This is a genomic window from Acidovorax sp. SUPP1855, assembly GCF_030158955.1.
Classification (GTDB): Bacteria; Pseudomonadota; Gammaproteobacteria; order Burkholderiales; family Burkholderiaceae_C; genus Paracidovorax.
Genome location: NZ_BQXI01000004.1, coordinates 108530 through 127823 on the forward strand (window position 1 = coordinate 108530; position 19294 = coordinate 127823).

Here is a 19294-nt window from a genome sequence, read left to right on the forward strand (position 1 = left end):
GGCGGCGCCTGCCGCCCGGCCTCTTCGATTGGCATGCTCCTTTCGTCGTCCCTTTCAGCACGTTCCACTGCACCATGAGCCCTCCTTCGACCTCCCAGACCGCCGCAGTGGCCGCCGCGCCCGGCCGCGGCATCGCGGCCTGGTGGCAGGCTGCGCCGTTCACCGCGGTGTTCGTGCTGTTCTTTCTGGTTCCGCTCGGGCTCATCCTGATGGTGAGCTTCTGGGACTTCAACGAATACGAGCTGCTGCCCGGCTTCACCTTCAAGAACTACCTGTCGGTGTTCGAGGGCTGCGGCAACACGGCCGACCTGTGCACCACGCTGCGCACCTACCTGTCCACCCTCAAGTTCAGCCTGCTGGTGTGGGGCATCACGCTGGTGCTGGGCTTCGCGGTGGCGTATTTCCTGGCCTTCCACGTGCGCTCGCCGGGCATGCAGACGCTGCTGTTCGTGCTGTGCACCATTCCGTTCTGGACCTCCAACGTGATCCGCATGATCTCGTGGGTGCCGCTGCTGGGGCGCAATGGGCTGGTGAACCAGACGCTGATCGACCTGCACCTGATCCAGACCCCGATCGAGTGGCTGCTGTTCTCCGATTTTTCCGTGGTGCTGGCCTTCGTGCACCTGTACACCATGTTCATGATCGTGCCCATCTTCAACAGCATGATGCGCATCGACCGCAGCCTGCTGGAGGCCGCGAGCGACTCCGGCGCCTCGGGCTGGCAGACGCTGTGGAACGTGATCGTGCCGCTGTCGCGCACCGGCATCATCATCGGCTCGATCTTCGTCATCACCATCGTCATGGGCGACTTCGTCACCATCGGCGTGATGGGCGGGCAGCAGATCGCCTCGGTGGGCAAGATCATCCAGGTGCAGACCTCGTACCTGCAGTTTCCGCTGGCGGCGGCCAACGCCGTGATCCTGCTGGCCGTCGTGCTGATGATCATCTACGGGCTCACGCGGCTGGTGGACATCCGCAAGGAGCTTTGAGCCATGGCCGTTCACGCACGCACATCCTTTTCCGCAGTGCCCCGCGCGGGCACCGCCCCCTTGGTCTTTCCCACGGCATGGAGGCCCTTTCCATGAACAAAACCCGCCTGCGCGAGCCGCGCCCGCTCAGCTTCTGGCTGCTGGCGATGGTGTTCGTTCTGTTCGTGCTGTTCATGTACGGGCCCATGCTGGTCATCTTCGTGCTGAGCTTCCAGGGCCCCGAAGGCGGGCTGACCTTTCCGATGCGCGGCCTGTCGCTGCACTGGTTCCGCCAGCTGGCCGAGGGGCTGGGCGTGGTGGACATCGGCGCGGCGCTGCGGCGTTCGCTCGCCCTCGGGCTGGCCGTGATGGCGTGCACCGTGGTGCTGTCGGTGCTGGCGGGCCTGGCCTTTCGCAAGCGGCTGGCGGGCGGCAACACGCTGTTCTTCGTGGTGGTGGCCAGTCTCATCATGCCGTCCATCATTGTGTCGCTGGGTATCGGGCTGGAGTTCCGCCTGATCGATACCGCCATCAAGGCGGTGCTGGGCTGGCTGGGCCTGCAGGAGACGCTGGAGGGCTTCGGCACCTCGCTGGGCCTGTTCACCTCGGCCCTGGGCGCGCACCTCACGTGGACGCTGCCGTTCGGCCTGCTCATCATGTTCGCGGTGTTCAACCGCTTCAACCCGGCCTACGAAGAGGCGGCGAGGGACCTGGGTGCCACGCCGTGGCAGGGCTTCGCGCACGTGGTGCTGCCGCTGGTGGCGCCGTCGGTGGTGGGCATCGGCATGTTCGGCTTCACGCTGAGCTGGGACGAGATCGCCCGCACCTCGCAGGCCATCGGCGACGTGAACACGCTGCCGCTGGAACTGCAGGGGCTGACATCGACCGTGACCACGCCGTCGATCTACGCGCTGGGCACGCTGACCACGGTGGTCTCTTTCGTGGTGATGGGGCTCACCCTGGCGCTGGTGTGGCTGCTCGGGCGCGGGCGCCGCGCGGGGGCCGCCCGATGAAGCCTCCCGCACCCGCCGGCCGCGCCCCCCGTGCGGCGGCCGCGCCGCGCCGTCGTGCCGCGTCCCCGCGCACCGCGGCGCTGCCCGCGACCGATGCCGACGACGGCCTGCTGAGCGACAACGACATGTACGAGCGCATGGTCTCGGCCATCCTGGACCATCGCCTGCCGCCCGGCACCAAGCTGGTGGAAGACAAGCTGTCCATGGCCTTCGGCGTGTCGCGCACTCGCGTGCGGCCGGTGCTGGTGCGCCTGGCGGGTGAGCAGGTGGTCACCCTCACGCCGCGCCGCGGCGCCTCCATCGCCCAGCCCACGGTGCAGGAGGCGCGCGAGGTGTTCGAGGCGCGCCGCCTGATCGAGCCGCGCCTGGTGTCGCTCTTCGTGGAGACGGCCACCGCGCAGGACGTGGCCTGGCTGGTGCAGAGCGTGGCCGACGAAGAGGCCTCGCGCCAGGCGGGGGACATGCGCCGGGCGATCCGGCTGTCGGGGGACTTTCACCTGCACATCGCGCAGGCGGCCGGCCACCAGACGCTGGGGCGCATCCTGCGCGAGCTGGTGTCGCGCACCTCGCTCATCCTCATGACCTACAGCCCCAGCCATGTGCAGGCCCGCGAAGAGGCCACGGCCTGCGGCTGCCGCGAGCACCGCGCGCTGATCGACGCGATCCGCCTGCGCGATGCGGGCGAGGCCGCGCGGCGCATGCTGGACCATCTGGCGCGCATCGAATCGCAGCTCGAATTCACGCCCCCGCAGGACGCGGCGCCGGACCTGGTGCAACTGCTGGGCGCGGGCCGCGCGGTCTGACGCGCCGTGCACCCGGACAACAAGGCAACGCATGCGCCAACTGCTCGTCATCAACCCCAACACCTCGGCCAGCGTGAGCGCCTTGCTGCAGCGCCACGTGCAGGCCGCCGCCGGATCGCACGTGCAGGTGCGCACGGCCACGGCCCGGTTCGGCGCGCCCTACATCGCCTGCGAGGCCAGCTACGCGGTGGCCTCGCACGCCGCGCTGGACGCCTGGGCCGCGGCGCTGGCGGACGGCGGCAGCGCGACCGATGCGGTGCTGGTCGGCTGCTTCGGCGACCCGGGCCTGATGGCGCTGCGCGAGAGCAGCCCCGTGCCGGTGACCGGGCTGGCCGAGGCCTCTTTCATCACGGCGGCGCGGCAAGGGCGCTTTGGCATCGTCACCGGCGGCGAGCGCTGGGGGCCCATGCTGCAGCGCCTGGCGCAGGCACTGGGGCATGCGCCCATGCTGGCGGGCATCCACACGGTGGCACCCACCGGCGCGCAACTGGCCGCGGACCCTGCGGCGGCGCGGGCGCTGCTCGCCCAGGCCTGCCGCGACGTGGTGCGGCAGATGGGCGTGCAGGCCGTCATCCTCGGGGGCGCGGGCCTGGCCGGCATGGCCGGCGCCATCCAGCCCGAGGTGGGCGTGCCGGTGATCGACAGCGTGGTGGCCGGCGCGCAATGGGCGCTGCGCACGCCCGCGCTGCCAAGCGAGCGCGCGCAGCCCCGGTGCGACGTGGCCTGGGAGCGGGTGTCGCCCGAGCTGGCGGTGCTGGGGCTCACCCCCGCGCCAACCTGACGGGCCCGCAGCGGCCTGAAAAAGCGCAGGCCCCGGCCCGCTGCGCAGCCAGCGCGCTGCGCGTCGGGCCGGGGCCTGGCCTTCAGGGCCGGTTCTTCAGGGCAGCGGCGTGAGCGTGATCCGGCCGTAGTTCAGCTGTGAGCGGCGCGGCGTCGCGCCGTTGCTGTCCACCGGCACCAGCGTTACGGTGACGGCCTTGTCCCGCGCGATCAAGCGGGCCGTCTCCTCGTCGATCACGAACGAATAGCGGATACCGGCCTGGTGGTGCGCCGCATGCCCCGCCGTGTTCGCGGGCGTGGTCTTGGCCACGCTGGAGATCATTCCCACGAAGTTGGGCGACTCGGTGGTGGTGCTGGCGTTGGCGTTGGGCAGGTTCACGTACACCTTGGCGCTCACGCTGCGGTCGGGCGGGGTGGTCACGTCGTCGATGTGCAGCAGGTACAGCCGCGACGACTGGTTGGCCGCCAGCGCGGCGAGCGGCTTGCGAAAGCCCTCCGGCAGCGCGGCCTTGTGCGTGACGGGCGCGGTGCCCAGGTTGCGCTTTTGCGGCGCGGCCAGCACCACCAGCGGCTGCGCGGGATGCGCCACGGCCGCGTTCTCGGCCGGTGCCGGCTGGTGGGCGCCTGCTGTCCGCACGGCGCTGCGCAGGGGCTTCGGGGGTGTGGCCAGGGAGTCGTACACGTAGCCCAGGTTTTCGGAGTTGACGACGTCGCTGACCTTCATGGAAGTCCACACGCCGTTTTCGTCGTAGAAGTTCCAGGCGTGGCCGTTCCAGTCCGCATCCGGCGGGTTGGTGTGCGAGGGGTCGACCGCCACCCAACTGCTCCACATGCGGTCCACGTTGGAATGGTGGGCGAAGAAGACCGGGTCGCGGGCGGCCGTGGAGAGCACGCCCATGTCGGAGCCGTAGTTGGGCGACTGGCTGCCATCGGTGCCCGTCCACACGTGCACGTGGTTGTGGGGAATGGTCTCCAGCGCGCCGGGGCTGCCGCCGCCGATGGCCGTGTTGACCCCGCCGAACAAGGCATAGGTGGGCGAGTTCAGCACGATGGACATGGCCTTCGGGCCCACGAAGGCGGCAGGGATCCGTGCGCCCGGCTTCACGTTGGCGGGGTTGCGCAGCGGATCGTACAGGGCGCTGCCGGCGCTGGCGTAGATCTGCGGGAAGGTCTGGGTCGACGGGCTCTGGGTGCTCCAGTCCCAGTACGGCAGGCGCAGGTCGGGGTCGCCCGAGGCCTTGACCAGGGCGCGCTCCAGGAAGAACAGGTAGGCGCGGTGCCATGGCGGGAACCACCAGCTCGAATGGATTTCCTCGCCCTGCTGGCCGTCGGTGCCGCCGCCGCAGGCCCAGCAGTGCACGTAGCTCTGGCGCAGCCAGCCGGTGGGGCTGTTGGGGTTCTGGGCGGTGATGTCGCGCAGCCCTTGCCAGCCCTTGGTGAGGCTGGCGATCTCGGCGTCGGTCAGGGCGAAGGCGCTCTTGCGTGGCTTGACGGCGATCTTGCCGCCCTGGAAGGGCGTGGCCGGGCCGGGCGGCGGGGGCGGGGCGCAGTTCTGCGGGTTGTCGGCCGGGTTCTGCGCCCAGGCGGCACTGTGCTGCAGGCTCCACAACGAAAAGCCGGCGGTCAGGCTGGCCAGGTGCTGCAGGGCTTGCCTGCGGGAAGTATGGGAATGGCTCATGCCGCGGTCCTCCGAATTGATTTTTTTGCCGTGGCGCGGGTCAGGGCCCGTGCCACGGCGATCAATGTACGCGGGGGCGGGCGGCCCGCGAAGGCGCGGGCGAAGGGCTGCGCAGGGTGCTGGCGCGGCCCGATGGCAGTGCCAAGTCCTTGTCGGGCATGGATTTTTTCGCTGCAGCGCACCGGGTGCCGCCCCTGGCGAGGCCACTGGCCGGCACCTTAAAAGTTCTGAATTCGGTGGCCCAGGCGCTCGGCGGCAGGGCGCGGAGCGATGCGGGGGGGCGGTGCGGCCCTGCCGATGCGGCCGGGCCGGCCCCGTCAATGGTCGTGGTGCAGGTAGCTCGCCTGGCGCGGCAGGCGCAGGCTGACCACGAACGCCAGCACCATCATGCCGGTCACGTACCAGAAGAACACCGTCTCATGGCCGATGGATTTGAGCCCCAGCGCGACGTATTCGGCCGAGCCGCCGAAGATCGCGTTGGCCACCGCGTAGGCCAGGCCCACGCCCAGTGCGCGCACCTCGGGCGGGAACATCTCGGCCTTCACGATACCGCTGATGGAGGTGTAGAAGCTCACGATGGCCAGGGCCAGCGCGATCAGCACGAAGGCCACGTAGGGGCTGGTCGTGTGCTGCAGCGCCGTGAGGATGGGCACCGTGCACAGCGCGCCCAGCGCGCCGAACAGCAGCATGTTGTTGCGCCGGCCGATGCGGTCCGACAGCGCCCCGAACAGCGGCTGCATGCACATGTACACGAACAGCGCGCACGTCATCACGTAGCTGGTGGTCTTGATGGGCAGGCCCACCGTGTTCACCAGGTATTTCTGCATGTAGGTGGTGAACGTGTAGAAGATCAGCGAGCCGCCGGCCGTGTAGCCCAGCACGGTGAAGAAGGCCGCCTTGTGGTGCCGGAACAGCCCGCCCATGGTGCCGGCCTCCTTGTTCTGCTTGGCGGCGTCGGTCTGCGTCTCGTGCAGGGTGCGGCGCAGCAGCAGCGCGACCACGGCCGAGATGGCGCCGATCACGAACGGGATGCGCCAGCCCCAGGCCTTCAGCTCGGCCTCGCTCAGCAGCGTCTCCAGGATCACGATGACCAGCACCGCCAGCAGCTGCCCGCCGATCAGCGTCACGTATTGGAACGAGGATAAGAAGCCGCGCTGGCCGCGCAGCGCCACCTCGCTCATGTAGGTGGCGGTGGTGCCATATTCGCCGCCCACCGAAAGCCCCTGGAACAGGCGGCACATCAGCAGCAGGAAGGGCGCCCAGGCGCCGATGGCGGCATAGGTGGGCAGGCCGGCGATGACGAGGGAGCCCGCGCACATCATGGTGACCGAAATCAGCATCGAGGTCTTGCGCCCGTACTTGTCCGCGATGCGCCCGAACAGCCACCCGCCGATGGGCCGCATGAGAAAGCCCGCGGCGAACACGCCGGCGGTGTTCAGCAACTGGGCGGTGGGATCCGATTTGGGGAAGAAGGCCGGCGCGAAGTACAGCGCCGAGAAGGCATACACGTAGAAGTCGAACCATTCGACGAGGTTTCCCGACGAGGCCGCCATGATGGAGAAGACGCGGTGGCGCTTCTCTTCAGCGGTGTAGGCGCGTGGCGCGGGCGCGTCGGCGTCGGCCGCGGTGGGGACGGATGCAGTCATGGAAGACGGGCCTTTCTGGTCCGCATGCGCGGCATGCAGGGTGTGTTGTTGTGGCAGGCCGCATTGTCGTCGGGACGACGAAGTCCTGACTGTCAGCCAAATCCGGCATCGCGCCACCAGCCTATTGAAAACCGCGCTTTCGCTCCTAGATGCAGCCCGGGGATCGCTCTGCCATTGCGGCGGCTGCGCTTTCCTTCCTCTGCAAAACCAACGCACACAGCGCAGCGGGAACCCGGATCGGCACCGCGCCGGCCCGCCAGCCTGTTGGAGGCCGGCGGCACGGCCACGCGGCGCCGGCCGACCGCCTCTCCCCTTTGACGCCTTTTCGTTTTTGCCACCCGAGGAATACCGATCCATGCAACCCGAACACACCCGCGCCGTGATGGCCATCAGCCTGATGGCGGCCTTTGCCGACGAACACAAGGACGAGCGCGAGCGCGAACACCTGCGCCAGCTGGCCGAGTCGCTCAGCGCCGGCACCGGCCTGGACCTGATGAAGCTCTACCAGGACGTGCTGCTGCAGCGCGTACGCATCGAAGACGCGGCCCAGGCGCTGGACACGCCCGCGCTGCGCCAGCTGGCCTACGAAATGGCCGTGGGCGTGTGCGATGCCGACGGCGTGTGCAATGCCCAGGAAAAGGCCTTTCTGCAACGCCTGGGCACGGCCCTGCAGATGGCGCCGGACGAAGCCGCCGCCGTGGTGCGCGAGGCCGATGCGCTGGCGGCTGCGCCCCTGCGCGATGCGCCCGTTGATTCGCAAGGCGCGTCGCAGGGTTGGGCCGAGCCTGCCGCGATCGCCGTGGCGGGGGCGGGTGCCGCTGCGGCGGTGGCGGCGGGCACCGCGGCCGTCTTCGCCCCGGGCCAGGCGCTGGCACCGGTGCCGGCGCCGGCCGTCGATCCCCATGCGGCCGAGATCGACTCCATGGTGCTGAATGCCTCCATCCTGAACGGGGCGCTGGAGCTGCTGCCGCAGTCGCTGGCCTCCATGGCGATCATTCCGCTGCAGACGCGACTGGTCTACCGCATCGGCAAGCTGTACGGCTACGAGCTGGACAAGGGCCACATCACCGACTTTCTCGCCACGGTGGGCGTGGGCCTCACCTCGCAGTATGTGGAGCAGTTCGGCCGCAAGCTGGTGGGCGGGCTGCTGGGCAAGGTGATGGGCGGCATGGGCCGCGCGGTGGGAAGCGCCGCCACGGGCTCGGCGTTCTCGTTCGCCACCACGTACGCGCTGGGCAAGGTGGCGCAGCGCTACTACGCCGGGGGCCGCACGCTGGGCAAGGACGCGCTCAAAACGTCGTTCTCGCGCACGGTGGACGAGGCGCGCAACCTGCAGCAGCGCTACGCGCCGCAGATCCAGCAACGTGCGCAGGGCCTCGATGTGGGCAAGCTGCTGCGCGAACTGCGCGCCTGATCCGGCGGCGCGCGGTGCCGGCCGTGGGGTGAATCCGCCACCCCGGGCGCCAGGGGTGGTCTGCTATGAAAAATATAGCTATACGCCCTAGTATCAATTGCGCTGGAAGCACTTTTGATGCCCAGCCGTACTGTCACGGCGGCGGGGTCTTGGGCTGGTAGTCGCAGTACGGCGCCACCACGCATTCCCAGCAGCGCGGCTTGCGCGCCTGGCACACGTAGCGGCCCAGCAGGATCAGCCAGTGGTGCGAGTCCACCGCGTAGGCTGCAGGAACACGCTTCATGAGCTGCAGCTCCACCGCCAGCGGGTTCTTGCCGGGCGCGAGGCCCGTGCGGTTGCTGACCCGGAAGATGTGCGTGTCCACCGCCATGGTGGGCTGGCCGAACGCCACGTTCAGCACCACGTTGGCCGTCTTGCGGCCCACGCCGGGCAGGGCTTCCAGCGCCTCGCGGGTGCGGGGCACCACGCCGCCGTGCTGCTCCACCAGGATGCGGCAGGTGGCCATCAGGTGCCGGGCCTTGCTGCGGTACAGGCCGATGGTCTTGATGTAGCCCTCCAGCCCTTCCAGCCCGAGGTCGAGGATGGCCTGCGGCGTGCCTGCCACCGGAAACAGCTTGCGCGTGGCCTTGTTCACGCCCACGTCGGTGGCCTGGGCCGAGAGCAGCACCGCGGCCAGCAGCTCGAACACGGTGGTGTATTCCAGCTCCGTGTTGGGCATGGGGTTGGCGGCCTTCAGGGCGGCGAAGAAGGGTTCGATCTGCGCGGTCTTCATGGTGGGAATGTCGTTGTGGGCACGCGGGGAGCCGCATTGTCCCGCAGCCGGCCGCCCGGGCGCCTGCCGGCACGGCGGTGGGCCGCCGCCCGGGCGGATTGACGGGGAATTGACGGGCGCCGGCGCATTTTTTACGGCGTTTTTATGCCGGCGTTCCTAGACTGGGGCCATGTTCCACCCGCAGCCCGCCACCGCCCGCCGGCACCCCTCCGGCCCCGTGGCGGCGACTCGCCCCATGCCGCATTCCTGCGCTTTTCAGACCCTTCACCGCGTGGCCCTGGAGGCCCGGCCGCCGGCCGACAGCGACATCGTCGTGCTGCCGCTGCGCCTCTTTCATACCGACGTGCTGGAAGGGCGCCGCTCGCTGCACCGCATCCTGGGCCCGCGCGTGCAGGGCTACCGCATCGACGTGGATGCGGCCCGGCACTGCATCCGCATGGAGATGAACGTGCGCCGCGGCGAACTGGCCGCGTGCCTGCGGCTGCTGACGGCCGGCATGCCCTGCGCGGAATTCGGCCGCATCGCCCGGCCCACCCACTGGATGCACTGAGAACCTGTTCGATGCACGACGTTGCCCTGCACCTCTTTCTGGCCCTGCTCGTGGTCTTCCTGCCGCTCGGCGGCGCCTGGTGCCTGCTGTACTGGATGGAGCGCCCGGCCCCGCGCCCGGACAGCGGGCGCGATCATGAATAAGGCCCGGCCCCGTGCCACGCCCGGGCGGGCGATCGATGCCGGCGTGCCTGCCGATGCCCGCGCGCTGGAGGCGATCGAGCGCGCCTCGTTCCTGGGAGACCGCATCTCGCTGCCGAGCTGGCGGCGCCTGCTGCGCAGCCGTTCGGCCCGCGTGATGGTGGCGCGGCCGGCGGCGGGCGCGGTCCCGGGCAGCGGCTCGCTGCTGGGCGCCTGCGTGGTCCTGCGCCGCCGGGGCACCTCGGTGGCAAGGCTGTATTCCATCGCGGTGGCGCCCCAGGCGCGCCAGGGTGGCATCGCCAGTGCGTTCCTGGCGGAGGCGCTGGACTGCGCGCGCCATTGGGGCTGCGCACTGCTGCGTCTGGAGAGCCGGGCCGAGAACGTGGCCGCCCACCGGCTGTTCCAGCGCTTCGGGTTCGTGGCGGTGGGCCGCGCGCCCGCCTATTACGCGGACGGCGCGGATGCGATCCGCTTCGAGAAGGACGTGTTCGACGGCCACCGCCGGGACCGGCTGATGCTGCCAGGGGCTCGGCACTACGGACAGACGCTCGACTTCACCTGCGGCCCTTGCGCGCTGCTGATCGCCATGTCGGCCCTGGCGCCGGACACCGTGCTGGACCAGGCCGCCGAGATCCGCCTGTGGCGCGAGGCGACCACGGTGTTCATGGCCGCGGGCCATGGCGGCTGCGGCCCGTTCGGCCTGGCCTGCGCCGCCCTGCGCCGTGGCTTCGGTGTGGCGGTGTACGCCGCCGCGGGCTCGTCGCTCTTCATGGACAGCGTGCGCGAGCCCCACAAGAAGCGCGTGATCCAGCGCGTGGAGGACGACTTCCGCGCCGAACTGGTGGCGCATGGCGCGCCGGTGTTCGCGCTGCCCGTCTCGCCCGAGCGCGTGATCGAGCAGTTGCGCCACGGGCACGTGCCCATCGTGCTCATCAGCCTGTGGCGCCTGCACCGTGAAAAGGCACCGCACTGGGTCGTCATCACCGGCTTCGACGGCACGGTATTCCGGGTGCTGGACCCGATGGCCCGTTCGGGCGAGTGCGACGGCGGCGTGTCGGTGAGCCTGTCCGAATTCAAGAAGATGGCCCGCTACGGGCGCCGCCGCCGGACAGCGGCCGTCATCCTGTCCAGAAAGCCTTGAAGTGACTTCAGAACATGTGATCGTGGTGGAAAGACGCTCGGATTTCCGCTGGAGCGACCCCGGGGTGCGCATCGTCACCGCGGAGGCGTTCATCGCCGAGGAGCCGCGCCCGCGAGCGCGTGCGCGCAAGGTCACCAACCTGTGCCGCAACTACAGCTACCTGGGCATGGGCTACTACTGCTCGCTGCTGGCCGAAGCGCGGGGCGACCGGGTCACGCCCAGCGTCGAGACCATCGTGGCCCTGCAGCGCGGCAAGCAGCAGGCCGCCTCGCTGACTGTGCTGGACCGCCTGATCGGTCCGCTGGACAGCGTGCCGCAGTCCGTCAGCTCGCTCACCCTGCACGTGTTCTTCGGGCTGGCGGAGGACGCCGAACTGACCGCCCTTGCGCGCAAGAGCTTCGAGCTGTTCCGCTGCCCGCTGCTGCGGCTGCACCTGCAGCGGCGCGAGCCATCGCCCGGCTGGCACGTCGCCGCGCTGCAATCGCTGGATCCGCGCGATGTGGACGCCCACCGCGACGGCCTGTTCGACGAGGCCCTGGCGCATTTCACGCGCCGCCACTGGCGCCCCGCCGCGCCGGTGGCCGCGCCGCGCATGGATCTGGCCATCCTGCACGACCCCAACGACCCGCTGCCGCCGTCCAGCCGCCGCACGCTGCAGAAGATCGTGGACGTGGGCCAGGACATGGGCATCGCGGTCGAACTGATCGAGAAGAAGGATTTCTCGCGCCTGACCCAGTTCGATGCGCTCTTCATCCGCGAGACCACGGCGGTCAACCACCACACCTTCCAGTTCGCCAAGAAAGCCGCGGCCGAGGGCATGCCGGTGATCGACGATCCGGTATCCATCCTGCGATGCACCAACAAGGCGTACCTGGCCGAGCTGCTCAAGGGCCACGGCATCGCCACGCCGCGCACGCACCTCGTGAGCCGCCGCACGCTGGGCGATCTGCCGCGGGGCCTGGCCTATCCGGTGGTGGTGAAGGTGCCGGACGGCTCGTTCAGCCGCAGCGTGAAGAAGGCCGAGAACGCCGAGGCGCTGCACGCCATTGCGCGCGAAATGCTCCGCGAGTCCGGGATCATCCTGCTGCAGGAGTTCATGTACACCGACTTCGACTGGCGCATCGGCCTGGTGGGCGGGGAGCCCCTGTTCGCAGCGAAGTACTACATGTGCGAAGGCCACTGGCAGATCCTGCGGCACGGCGAAGACGGCGGGTACGTGGAGGGCCGAACCCAGGCCGTGTCCCTGGATGCCGTGCCGCCGCCGGTGCTGCAGGCCGCCACGCGCGCGGCGCGGCTGGTCGGCAACGGCTTTTACGGCGTGGACCTCAAGTGCAATGCGGCCGGCGCCCATGTCATCGAGATCAACGACAACCCGAACCTGGACGCCGGCGTGGAGGATGCGCTGGTGGGTGATGCGCTGTACCGCACGCTGCTGGGCCATCTGCTCGCGCGCATGGACTGGCGGCTGAACCGGGAGGGCGCTGCGCCCCCCTGCAGCGGGCCGGCGCCGCGGCACCTGGCCGCCTGCCAGGGGACGGCGCGGTGGTCCGAGCCCGCCGGCACCGGTGCGGCCGTGCCCGCGCGGTAGCAAGCGGCAGGGCCCGCTGCCTCGCAAAACTCCGGCCAAGCCCCGGTCCGGCACAGGGCAAGCCGGGGCGGCGAAAATCTCCGAAGACCGGCCGTGCCGGCCCGGAACGCCATCCCTCAAGGAACCCATGCCCGAATCCACGCCGCCCATCGCAACGCCCGCCCACGATCCCGCGCAGGATGAAGACCCCCACCAGTGGCTCGAAGCGGTGGACAGCGAACGCGCCCTGGCCTGGGTGCGCGAGCGCAATGCGCATTCCGAGGCGGTGCTGACGGCCCGGCCCGAATATGCCCCCACGCGCGAGCAGCTGCTGGACATCATGGACGCCAAGGACCGCATTCCCAGCGTGGTGCGGCGTGGCGACTGGCTCTACAACCTGTGGCAGGACGGGCACCACCGCCGCGGGCTGTGGCGACGCACCACGCTGGCCGGGTACCGCGCGCCCGAACCCGCGTGGGAGACGGTGCTCGACCTGGATGCCCTCGCCCTGGCCGAGGACGAGAACTGGGTCTGGGGCGGGGCCGAGGTGCTGGGCCCGGAGTACCGCCACGCCCTGGTGTCGCTCTCGCGCGGCGGGGCCGACGCCACGGTGATCCGCGAGTTCGACCTGGTGTCGCGGCAGTTCGTCGAAGCGGGTTTCGCCCTGCCCGAGGCCAAGTCGGACGTGACCTGGATCGACGCCGAAACGGTCTACGTGAGCACCGATTTCGGCGAGGGCTCCCTGACCGAATCGGGCTACCCCCGCATCATCAAGCGCTGGCGGCGCGGCACGCCGCTGGCCAGCGCGGTCACGGTGTTCGAGGGCGAGGCGTCGGACGTGGGCGTGGGGGTGGGCGTGGACCGCACGCCGGGCTTCGAACGCACCGTGTTCACCCGCATGATCGACTTCTACCGCCACGAGGTCTGGCTGACCGAGGGGCCTGCCGAAGCGCCGGATGCCGCCCCCGTGCGGCTGGACGTGCCGGACGACGCCATTCCCGACTTCGTGCGCGGCACGCTGCTCCTGGAGCTGCGCAGCGACCTGGTGCTGGGGGAGGCGCACTTCGCCGCCGGCTCGCTGCTGCATGCCGACGCGGCGGCCTGGCTGCGCGGCGAGCGCCGGGCTGCGGCGCTGTTCACTCCCACGGCCACGCGCTCGCTGGCCGGCTACGACACCACGCGCGACCACGTGCTGCTGCAGGTGATGGACAACGTGGCCGAGCGGCTGGAGCTGTGGCGCCGGCCCGGGGGCGAGGGCGGTCCCTTCGTCGGCCGCGCGGTGGACACGCCGTTCCCCGGCCAACTGGGCGTGACGGCCCTGCACGACCCGCTGCTGGCCGACGACCCGCTGGCCGAGCATTACCTGCTGTCGTACACCGACTTCACCACGCCCGCTTCGCTGTTCCTGGCCCGCACCGCCGATGACGAGCGCGAGTTGCTCAAGGCCGGGCCGGCGCGCTTCGATGCCGAAGGCATGCGCACCGAGCAGTGCTTCGCCACGTCGGCCGACGGCACGCGCGTGCCGTATTTCGTGCTGTGGCCGCGCGGCGCGCAGGCCGATGGCAGCAACCCCACGCTGATCTACGGCTACGGCGGCTTCGAGCATGCGCTCACGCCCTGGTACGCCGCCGACTACGGCCGGGCCTGGTGCGAGCAGGGCGGCGTGCTGGTGGTGGCCAACCTGCGCGGCGGCGGCGAGTACGGCCCGGCGTGGCACCAGGCGGCGGTGCGCGAACACAAGCAGCGCAGCTACGACGACCTGATCGCCATCGCGCAGGATTTGATCGCGCGCGGCGTCACCCGGCCCGCGCACCTGGGCATCCAGGGCGGCAGCAATGGCGGGCTGCTGGTGGGCGCGGTGATGGTGCAGCGGCCCGACCTGTTCAACGCCGTGGTGTGCCAGGTGCCGCTGCTGGACATGCGGCGCTACCACACGCTGCTGGCGGGCGCGTCGTGGATGGCCGAGTACGGCGATCCGGACGATCCGGCCGACTGGGCCTTCATCGCGCGCTACAGCCCCTACCACCAGGTGCGGGCCGATGCGCGCTATCCCCGGGTGCTGTTCACCACCTCGACACGCGATGACCGGGTGCACCCCGGCCACGCGCGCAAGATGGCCGCGCGCATGCTGGCGCAGGGGCACGACCTGCTGTACTACGAGAACACCGAAGGCGGCCACGGCGGCGCGGCCGACAACGCGCAGCGCGCCCACCTGCTGGCGCTGGAGTTCGCCTACCTGTGGCAGCAGTTGGGCCCGCGGCCCGCGGTGGCCAACGCCGCCCGCTGAATGCCGTGTCGGCCGCAGCGGCGCAGCATTTCGCCACCGGCGCCGTGCCGGCGCGCCGCGGCCCCGGCGCGCCGGCCGCGTGCACTGGCACCACACGCAGGAAAACGCCACGCCGATTTGGCGACAATCGCATCCAGAAAGTGAGACCCCGACCATGCCCCTGCAATTCGCCGACCGACTGAACAATGTAGAGACCTCCGCGATCCGCGAGCTTTTCAAGCTGCTGGGCAAGCCCGGCATCATCAGCTTTGCCGGGGGATTTCCGGACAGCGCGATGTTCGACGTGGACGGCATCCGCGAGGCCTCCAATAAAGCCCTGGCCGAGGAGCCGGGCGCGGCTCTGCAGTACGGCGCCACCGAGGGCTACAACGCCCTGCGCGAGCAACTGGCCGCCTTCATGGGCAGCAAGGGCGCCAGGGACGTGGCGACCGACAACCTCATCGTCACCACCGGCAGCCAGCAGGCGCTGGACCTGCTGGGCAAGACGCTCATCAGCCCCGGCGACAAGGTGATCGTGGAAGGCCCGACCTTCCTGGCCACCATCCAGTGCTTTCGCCTCTACGGCGCCGAGCTGATCAGCGCGCCGGTCGATGGCGAAGGCGTGGACACCGAAGCGCTGGAAAAGCTCATCGCCGAGCACCGCCCCAAGTTCGTCTACCTCATCCCCACCTTCGGCAACCCCAGCGGCGCGCTGCTGAGCCTGGAGCGCCGCCGAAAGGTGCTGGAGATGGCCGCCCGCCACCAGACGCTGATCGTCGAGGACGACCCCTACGGCGACCTGTACTTCGGCGAGGCGCCGCCGCCCAGCCTGCTGGCGCTGTCGGCCGACGTGCCCGGCAGCCGCGATCTGCTGGTGCACTGCGGCAGCTTGAGCAAGGTGCTGAGCCCCGGCCTGCGCGTGGGCTGGCTCATCGCCCCGGCCGAGCTGCTGGCCAAGGCCACCATGTGCAAGCAGTTCAGCGATGCGCACACCAGCACCTTCGCGCAGACCACGGCCGCGCAGTACCTCAAGGCCGGCCGCATGCCCGCCACGCTGGCCAAGGTGCGCGCGGTGTATGCCGAGCGCGCCCAGGCCATGGGCGACGCGCTGCGCAAGGAATTGGGCGATGCCATCGCGTTCGTGCAGCCGCAGGGGGGGCTGTTCGTCTGGGCGCGCCTCACCGGCGCGCGCGGCCAGGTGGCCGACGGCAATGTGCTGGCCAAGAAGGCCATCGAGCAGGGCGTGGCCTTCGTGCCCGGCACGCCGTTCTTTTGCGCGCAGCCCGACCACGCCACGCTGCGCCTGTCGTTCGCCACGGCCGATGTGGACAAGATCCGCGAGGGCGTGGCCCGGCTGGGCCAGGCGGTGCGCGCCTGACCGGCCGGCTGCGGACCGGCGCGGCGCCCGCTGGCGCTGCCCTGACCACCCCAAGGGCGCCATGGCGCCCTTTTTTCATGGCCGCACCGGTCAGGCCTGCAGGGACACCAGCCCGCGCACGGCCATGTAGAGACCCAACAGCCCCAGGCCGATGAAAAAGCAGGCCTTGAACCACGCGGGCGACAGGCGCCCCCGCAGCCACTGGCCGGCCGCCATGCCGATGACGGCGGGCACCAGCAGCGCCACGGACGACAGGGCCGCCGTGCCCGGGTACGCCCCGTTGGCCGCCAGCCCGGCGCTCAGCACCAGGGTGGAGACGGTGAACGACAGCCCCATGGCCTGCACGAGCTCGTCCCGCGCCAGGCCCAGCGACTGCAGGTAGGGCACCGCCGGCACCACGAACACGCCGGTGGCGGCCGTGACCAGGCCCGTTGCCACGCCCACGGCCGGCCCCAGCCACCGTTCGGCGCGCGCCGGCACCTGCAGCGGGGCGCCGCGCAGGCCCCAGGCGGCGTACAGGATCAGCACGGTGCCCAGCGCCACTGCCGCCCCCTGGCCGGCGGGCGCGCCGATCCACGCGGCTCCCGCGAGGGTGCCCGCGCACACGCCCAGCTGCATGCCGCCCAGCCGGCGCACCATCGGCCCCAGCCCCGACAGGGGACGCAGCTGCAGCAGGTTGGTCACCAGCGAGGGCACCACCAGCAAGGCCGCCGCCTGGGCGGGGGGCATGACCAGGGCCAGCAGCGCCATCGCGACGGTCGGCAGTCCCAGGCCCACCACGCCCTTGACGCACCCGGCGAGCAGGAAGACGGCCGTGGCCGCGAGGAAGGCGGTGGGGGTGAGCGATGCGGTCATGCCGTGGATTGTTGGAGGCGCCCGTTAACCCGGCAATCGGGATTCGGCGCAGCCTGCCTCAGGCGAGGCCATAGGCAGGGCGTGCTACCTTGGCGCCATGGCATTCGACCTGACCGATCTGCGACTGTTCGCCAACGTGCTGGAGGCGGGCACCATCACCGCCGGCGCATCAGCCAGCTGCATCACGCTGGCGTCGGCCAGCGAGCGCATCCGCGGCATGGAATCCGCGCTGGGCGTGCCGCTGCTGCTGCGCACGCGGCGCGGCGTGTCGCCCACCCCCGCCGGGCGGACCTTGCTGCAGCACGCGTTGATCGTGCTGCAGCAGATCGAGCGCATGCAGGGGGACTTGGGCGACCATGCCTCGGGCCTGCGCGGCCACGTGCGCCTGATGTGCAACAGCGCCGCGCTGAGCGCCTGGCTGCCCGACCGGCTGGCGGGTTTCCTGCACGACCATCCCGGCATGTCGGTGGACCTGCAGGAGCGCCCCAGCCACGAGATCGTGGACGCCTTGCGCCACGGCGTGTGCGAGATCGGCGTGCTGGCCGATTCGGTCGATGCCGCGGGCTTGCAGGCCTTCGTGCTGGGGGCGGACCCGCTGGTGCTGGTGGTGCCGCGCGGCCATGCGCTGGCGGCGCGCCGCCGCATCGCATTCGCCGAGGTGCTGGACTGGGAACTGGTGGGCCTGCCGGCCGGCAGCGCGCTGGACGACCACCTCGCGGGCCATGCCCGCCGGCTGGGCACCCGCCCGCGCTACCGCATCCGCCTTGGCAGCTTCGAGGCGGTCTGCCGCATGGTGGGGCAGGGCGTGGGCCTGGCCGTGGTGCCGCGCGCCGTGGTGCAGCGCTGCGGCCGTTCGGCCGGCGTGCGGGCCGTGGCCCTGGACGACGGATGGGCCGCGCGCTCGCTGGTGCTGTGCGTGCGGGAACTGGACGCGCTGCCGGCCCCTGCCCGGCAATTGGTGGCACGGGTGCTGGGGGCGTCGCCAGGCACCGGCGGCGGGTGAAGCGTGGTTTCGGTTCCAATAGCGGCATGCCCGACACCCATCCCAACGAACAGCGCCTGAACGAGCTGGAGATCAAGGCCAGCTTCGCCGAAGACCTGCTCGACCAGCTCAACCTCACCATCTACCGGCAACAGCAGCAGATCGACCGGCTCATCGCCGAGGTGTCCCAGCTGCGCCAGCAGATCCCCGAAGGCGGCGGGGCGACCGTGCGCAGCCTGCGCGACGAACTGCCGCCGCACTACTGACCTGCCGCGCGCCCCCGCCGGGTTCGCTCTTCCTCCCTCTTTTTCTTCACACCGAAAGGTCCTTGCCATGCAATACCGCCGCCTTGGCCGCAGCAACCTGCAAGTCTCCGCCCTGTGCCTGGGCACCATGATGTTCGGCGACCAGACGGGGCGCGACGAGGCCGCGGCCATCGTGGCCGACGCGCGCGAGCGCGGCGTGAACTTCATCGACACGGCCGACGTGTACACCCGGGGCGCGTCGGAAACGATGCTGGGCGAGTTGCTCAAGGGCCAGCGCCACGACTGGGTGCTGGCGACCAAGCTGGGCAACAAGATGTCCGACCGGGTGAACGAATCGCAGTATTCCCGCACCTGGATGCTGCGCGAGGTGGATGCCAGCCTGGCCCGGCTGCAGACCGACCACGTGGACATCCTGTACCTGCACCGCGACGTCAACGACATGGACCTGCAGGAGCCGTTGTTCGCCATCGATGCGCTGCTGCGCGCCGGCAAGATCCGCTACTGGGGCGTGTCCAACTTCCGCGCCTGGCGCATCACGGAGCTGGTGCACCTGGCGGCGCGCATGGGCCTGCCCGGGCCCGTGGTCTGCCAGCCGTACTACAACCTGCTCAACCGCATGCCCGAGGTGGAGATCCTGCCGGCCTGCGCGCACCACGGCGTGGGCGTGGTGCCCTACAGCCCGATTGCGCGCGGCGTGCTCACCGGCAAGTACCTGCCGGGCCAGCCGCCCGCCGAGGGCACGCGCGCGGCACGTGGCGACAAGCGCATGGCCGAAACCGAGTTCCGCGAGGAATCGCTGCAGATCGCGCAGCAGTTGAAACAACATGCCGAGGAACGCGGCGTGACGCTGGCCCAGTTCGCCACGGCCTGGGTGCTGGCGCACCGCGCGGTGAGCGCCGTGATCGCCGGCCCGCGCACCCTGGCGCAGTGGCAGGACTACGCGCCGGCGCTGGGCGTGGAGATCACCGCGCAGGACGAAGCGCTGGTGAACGAGCTGGTGGCCCCGGGCCACCCGTCCACCCCGGGCTACACCGACCCGGCCTACCCGCTGTACCCGCGCACCCGGGGCTGATCG

18 protein-coding genes are annotated in these 19294 nt (G+C 70.6%); 14 read left to right on the forward strand and 4 right to left on the reverse strand.

Annotation, left to right across the window (positions count from 1 at the left end; translation table 11 throughout):
* Positions 1–74 precede the first annotated feature (74 nt).
* The 4 genes from AVMA1855_RS05010 to AVMA1855_RS05025 all read left to right on the forward strand — a co-directional run bounded on the left by AVMA1855_RS05010 (position 75) and on the right by AVMA1855_RS05025 (position 3565).
* Complete coding sequence (locus AVMA1855_RS05010; protein ID WP_284424845.1) at positions 75–989, forward strand: ABC transporter permease; 915 nt, start codon at positions 75–77, stop codon at positions 987–989.
* A 92-nt stretch (positions 990–1081) separates the two neighbouring features.
* Positions 1082–1981: an ABC transporter permease gene (locus AVMA1855_RS05015; protein WP_272564119.1), complete on the forward strand. Its 900-nt coding sequence runs from the start codon at positions 1082–1084 to the stop codon at positions 1979–1981.
* The gene (locus tag AVMA1855_RS05020; RefSeq protein WP_502870265.1) at positions 1978–2784 is read left to right on the forward strand and encodes a GntR family transcriptional regulator; all 807 of its coding nucleotides are present in this window, start codon (positions 1978–1980) and stop codon (positions 2782–2784) included. Before AVMA1855_RS05015 ends, AVMA1855_RS05020 begins: the two co-directional genes overlap by 4 nt.
* A gap of 31 nt (positions 2785–2815) precedes the next feature.
* A complete protein-coding gene (locus AVMA1855_RS05025) occupies positions 2816–3565 on the forward strand; it encodes an aspartate/glutamate racemase family protein (protein ID WP_284424846.1) in 750 nt (249 codons plus the stop codon).
* A 96-nt stretch (positions 3566–3661) separates the two neighbouring features.
* On the opposite strand, the gene AVMA1855_RS05030 is transcribed toward AVMA1855_RS05025, so the two are convergent.
* Positions 3662–5242: a tyrosinase family protein gene (locus AVMA1855_RS05030; protein WP_284424847.1), complete on the reverse strand. Its 1581-nt coding sequence runs from the start codon at positions 5240–5242 to the stop codon at positions 3662–3664.
* 317 nt (positions 5243–5559) lie between these two features.
* Positions 5560–6888 carry an MFS family transporter gene (locus AVMA1855_RS05035; protein WP_284424848.1) on the reverse strand — a complete coding sequence of 443 codons (1329 nt, stop codon included), beginning with the start codon at positions 6886–6888 and terminating at the stop codon, positions 5560–5562.
* On the opposite strand from AVMA1855_RS05035, the gene AVMA1855_RS05040 reads away from it, so the two are divergent.
* Positions 6887–8302 (forward strand): YcjF family protein, encoded by a 1416-nt coding sequence (locus tag AVMA1855_RS05040; protein WP_284424849.1) that lies wholly within the window; start codon positions 6887–6889, stop codon positions 8300–8302. The two genes, AVMA1855_RS05035 and AVMA1855_RS05040, sit on opposite strands and share 2 nt — an antisense overlap.
* Before the next feature lie 133 nt (positions 8303–8435).
* Here AVMA1855_RS05040 and nth read toward each other — a convergent pair whose 3' ends face one another.
* Positions 8436–9074 (reverse strand): endonuclease III, encoded by a 639-nt coding sequence (nth, locus tag AVMA1855_RS05045; protein ID WP_272564115.1) that lies wholly within the window; start codon positions 9072–9074, stop codon positions 8436–8438.
* A gap of 169 nt (positions 9075–9243) precedes the next feature.
* Here nth and AVMA1855_RS05050 point away from each other — a divergent pair, with 169 nt between their 5' ends.
* The 6 genes from AVMA1855_RS05050 (at position 9244) to AVMA1855_RS05075 (ending at position 16116) form a co-directional block, all read left to right on the forward strand.
* The gene (locus tag AVMA1855_RS05050; protein ID WP_284424850.1) at positions 9244–9624 is read left to right on the forward strand and encodes a hypothetical protein; all 381 of its coding nucleotides are present in this window, start codon (positions 9244–9246) and stop codon (positions 9622–9624) included.
* Positions 9625–9635: 11 nt separating this feature from the next.
* Complete coding sequence (locus AVMA1855_RS05055) at positions 9636–9767, forward strand: hypothetical protein (RefSeq protein ID WP_272564113.1); 132 nt, start codon at positions 9636–9638, stop codon at positions 9765–9767.
* On the forward strand, positions 9760–10905 hold the full coding sequence (locus AVMA1855_RS05060; RefSeq protein ID WP_284424851.1) for a GNAT family N-acetyltransferase/peptidase C39 family protein: 1146 nt from the start codon (positions 9760–9762) through the stop codon (positions 10903–10905). The genes AVMA1855_RS05055 and AVMA1855_RS05060 overlap by 8 nt, the downstream gene beginning before the upstream one ends.
* Position 10906: 1 nt before the next feature.
* Entirely contained in the window at positions 10907–12493 is a 1587-nt protein-coding gene (locus AVMA1855_RS05065) for a RimK family ATP-grasp domain-containing protein (RefSeq protein ID WP_284424852.1), read from the forward strand.
* Positions 12494–12620: 127 nt separating this feature from the next.
* On the forward strand, positions 12621–14759 hold the full coding sequence (locus AVMA1855_RS05070) for a prolyl oligopeptidase family serine peptidase (RefSeq protein WP_284424853.1): 2139 nt from the start codon (positions 12621–12623) through the stop codon (positions 14757–14759).
* Positions 14760–14919: 160 nt separating this feature from the next.
* Positions 14920–16116 (forward strand): aminotransferase-like domain-containing protein, encoded by a 1197-nt coding sequence (locus tag AVMA1855_RS05075; RefSeq protein WP_284424942.1) that lies wholly within the window; start codon positions 14920–14922, stop codon positions 16114–16116.
* 90 nt (positions 16117–16206) lie between these two features.
* Here AVMA1855_RS05075 and AVMA1855_RS05080 read toward each other — a convergent pair whose 3' ends face one another.
* A complete protein-coding gene (locus tag AVMA1855_RS05080; RefSeq protein ID WP_284424854.1) occupies positions 16207–16971 on the reverse strand; it encodes a sulfite exporter TauE/SafE family protein in 765 nt (254 codons plus the stop codon).
* Between the two features lie 97 nt (positions 16972–17068).
* On the opposite strand from AVMA1855_RS05080, the gene AVMA1855_RS05085 reads away from it, so the two are divergent.
* The 3 genes from AVMA1855_RS05085 (at position 17069) to AVMA1855_RS05095 (ending at position 19291) form a co-directional block, all read left to right on the forward strand.
* The gene (locus AVMA1855_RS05085; RefSeq protein WP_284424855.1) at positions 17069–17974 is read left to right on the forward strand and encodes a LysR family transcriptional regulator; all 906 of its coding nucleotides are present in this window, start codon (positions 17069–17071) and stop codon (positions 17972–17974) included.
* Between the two features lie 26 nt (positions 17975–18000).
* Complete coding sequence (locus AVMA1855_RS05090) at positions 18001–18219, forward strand: SlyX family protein (protein ID WP_284424856.1); 219 nt, start codon at positions 18001–18003, stop codon at positions 18217–18219.
* Positions 18220–18286: 67 nt separating this feature from the next.
* Positions 18287–19291, forward strand: coding sequence for an aldo/keto reductase (locus AVMA1855_RS05095; RefSeq protein ID WP_284424857.1), 1005 nt, complete (start codon positions 18287–18289; stop codon positions 19289–19291).
* Positions 19292–19294 lie beyond the last annotated feature (3 nt).